This window comes from Nonomuraea sp. NPDC049400, assembly GCF_044466425.1.
GTDB lineage: Bacteria > Actinomycetota > Actinomycetes > Streptosporangiales > Streptosporangiaceae > Nonomuraea.
Genome location: NZ_JBITMP010000152.1, coordinates 1 through 1,720 on the forward strand (window position 1 = coordinate 1; position 1,720 = coordinate 1,720).

Annotated in this window: 1 protein-coding gene; it reads right to left on the reverse strand. The window is 67.8% G+C overall.

The window, feature by feature from the left end; genetic code table 11:
* Positions 1–50 precede the first annotated feature (50 nt).
* Positions 51–1,643 (reverse strand): ISL3 family transposase, encoded by a 1,593-nt coding sequence (locus ACIBVN_RS60835; protein ID WP_397152039.1) that lies wholly within the window; start codon positions 1,641–1,643, stop codon positions 51–53.
* Positions 1,644–1,720: the final 77 nt, after the last annotated feature.

Genomic DNA, 1,720 nt, shown 5'->3' on the forward strand with positions numbered 1-1,720 from the left:
CGGTTCTGATCCACTTACTGTGATCTGTTCGCGAGAGTTACGAGCCTCCTTCAGTCCGCATGGAGAATCTGTAGGCGCAGCAGGTCGAAGGAGGCGCGCCCATAGCCGTCCCTCTTGATCCGCTTGATCCGGTTCACATTGCCCTCGACCCGGCCGGAGTTCCACTGCAGGCTCAATCCCGCCGTCACCGCAGCCAAGTCCTGGCGGATGCCGTTGACCAGGCTCTTCAAGGCCGGAAGATCAGCGGCTTCGGCCTGCTCCAGCCAGGCTGGCAAACGGTGTCCGTCCAGGTCGGCCATCATCTGCGCGAACGACTCCACGCAGGCTGCGACAGCATCGAGTTCGGGACAGCGGGCCAGCAACTTCTTCAGCCGGAGAGTGGCGTTCTCATCCAGGTGCTCGGGATGGCTGGTGATCAGGTGAGTGGCGCGGCGAACGGTGAGCTGCTTGGCGACCTTGGGGGCGGGCTTTCCGCTCGCGCGCACGGCCTGCAGGTGACGGCGCACGGTGCGCCGGCTGCCGGTGTAGCCGCGTTCGCTGATCTCGTCGAACAGTCGTGCGGCGTCGGTGCAGCCCTGATTCCAGCGTTCGTGCAGGTAGGGCAGGAAGGAGTCGACACGCGAGCCGCGTCGTCCGTCCCGGGCGGGAGCCAGGTCCTCTGCTGTGGAGGCGTGGGCATAGCGGCGGACGGTCTTGCGGTCCAGGCCGAGCGCCTCGCCGATCGCGGAGATCCCCACCCCCTTGGCCAGCAGGGCGTGGACCGCGGCGTGCCGCTCCCGGCGCTTGGCGGCCCGTGCTCCCTCCCACTCAGCTGGTGCACCGCCAAGGGCGACCGCCTGCGGCGGACTCGATGCCGACTGATCGGACGCGTCATCGGCCGGCTCGGGCAGGCAGGCCCGGTGCAGCAGGACGCACTTCTCCACCGCGTCGCACAAGTTGCGCCAGACGTGGAAACGATCCGCGACCTGCACGGCGTCCGGCGCGGCGGTTCGTACGGCTTCGGCATAGGCGCCGCCGCGGTCACGGCAGACGATCTCCGCACCGGGATGGTCGCGCAGCCACGCGATCAAGGTATCGGTGGTGCGGTCGGGCAGCACGTCCACCCGCTCGCCGGTCTCCATGTCCAGCAGGATTGTGGCGTACACATGTCCCTTGCGGGTCGCGAAGTCGTCCACACCCAGCACGCGCGGCGCCCTGGCCCGCGGCTGCTCGGGACGGCGGCGCAGCAGCCGCAGCAGGGTGTTCGGGCTGACCGTCACTCCTAGATCCTCGGTGAGCCGCGCTGCAGGCCGACCCGCCAGGACCAGCATGAGGCGCTCCAATAAGCGTCGCAGCCGCAGCGTGCGACGGGCGAACCGCTCAGTCAAGCCCTCGACTTGCTCCACAAACGTCGTCCGCTCGCACGCCTGGGCGGTGCAGCGGAAACGCTGCACCAGCAGGTCGATCACCATCCGGCGGCCGGTCAGCGCCACATCCGCCAGTCGGCGCCGATAGCTCCCGTGCCGTCGCTCCGACCGAGTGCCGCATGTGGGACACCTCGCCTCAGGCGTGGTCGTCCTGGCCGTGATCGTCACCGCGGAATCCTCTGCCCTGACCTCCTCCACAGCGACAGATCCAGCATGATCATGCAGAGGGGAGAGCACCTCGAAGCCACACGCGTCAAGATCATTCCAGGTGGAGCGAAACTACGCGATCACTTCACAGCGAGTGGATCAGAACC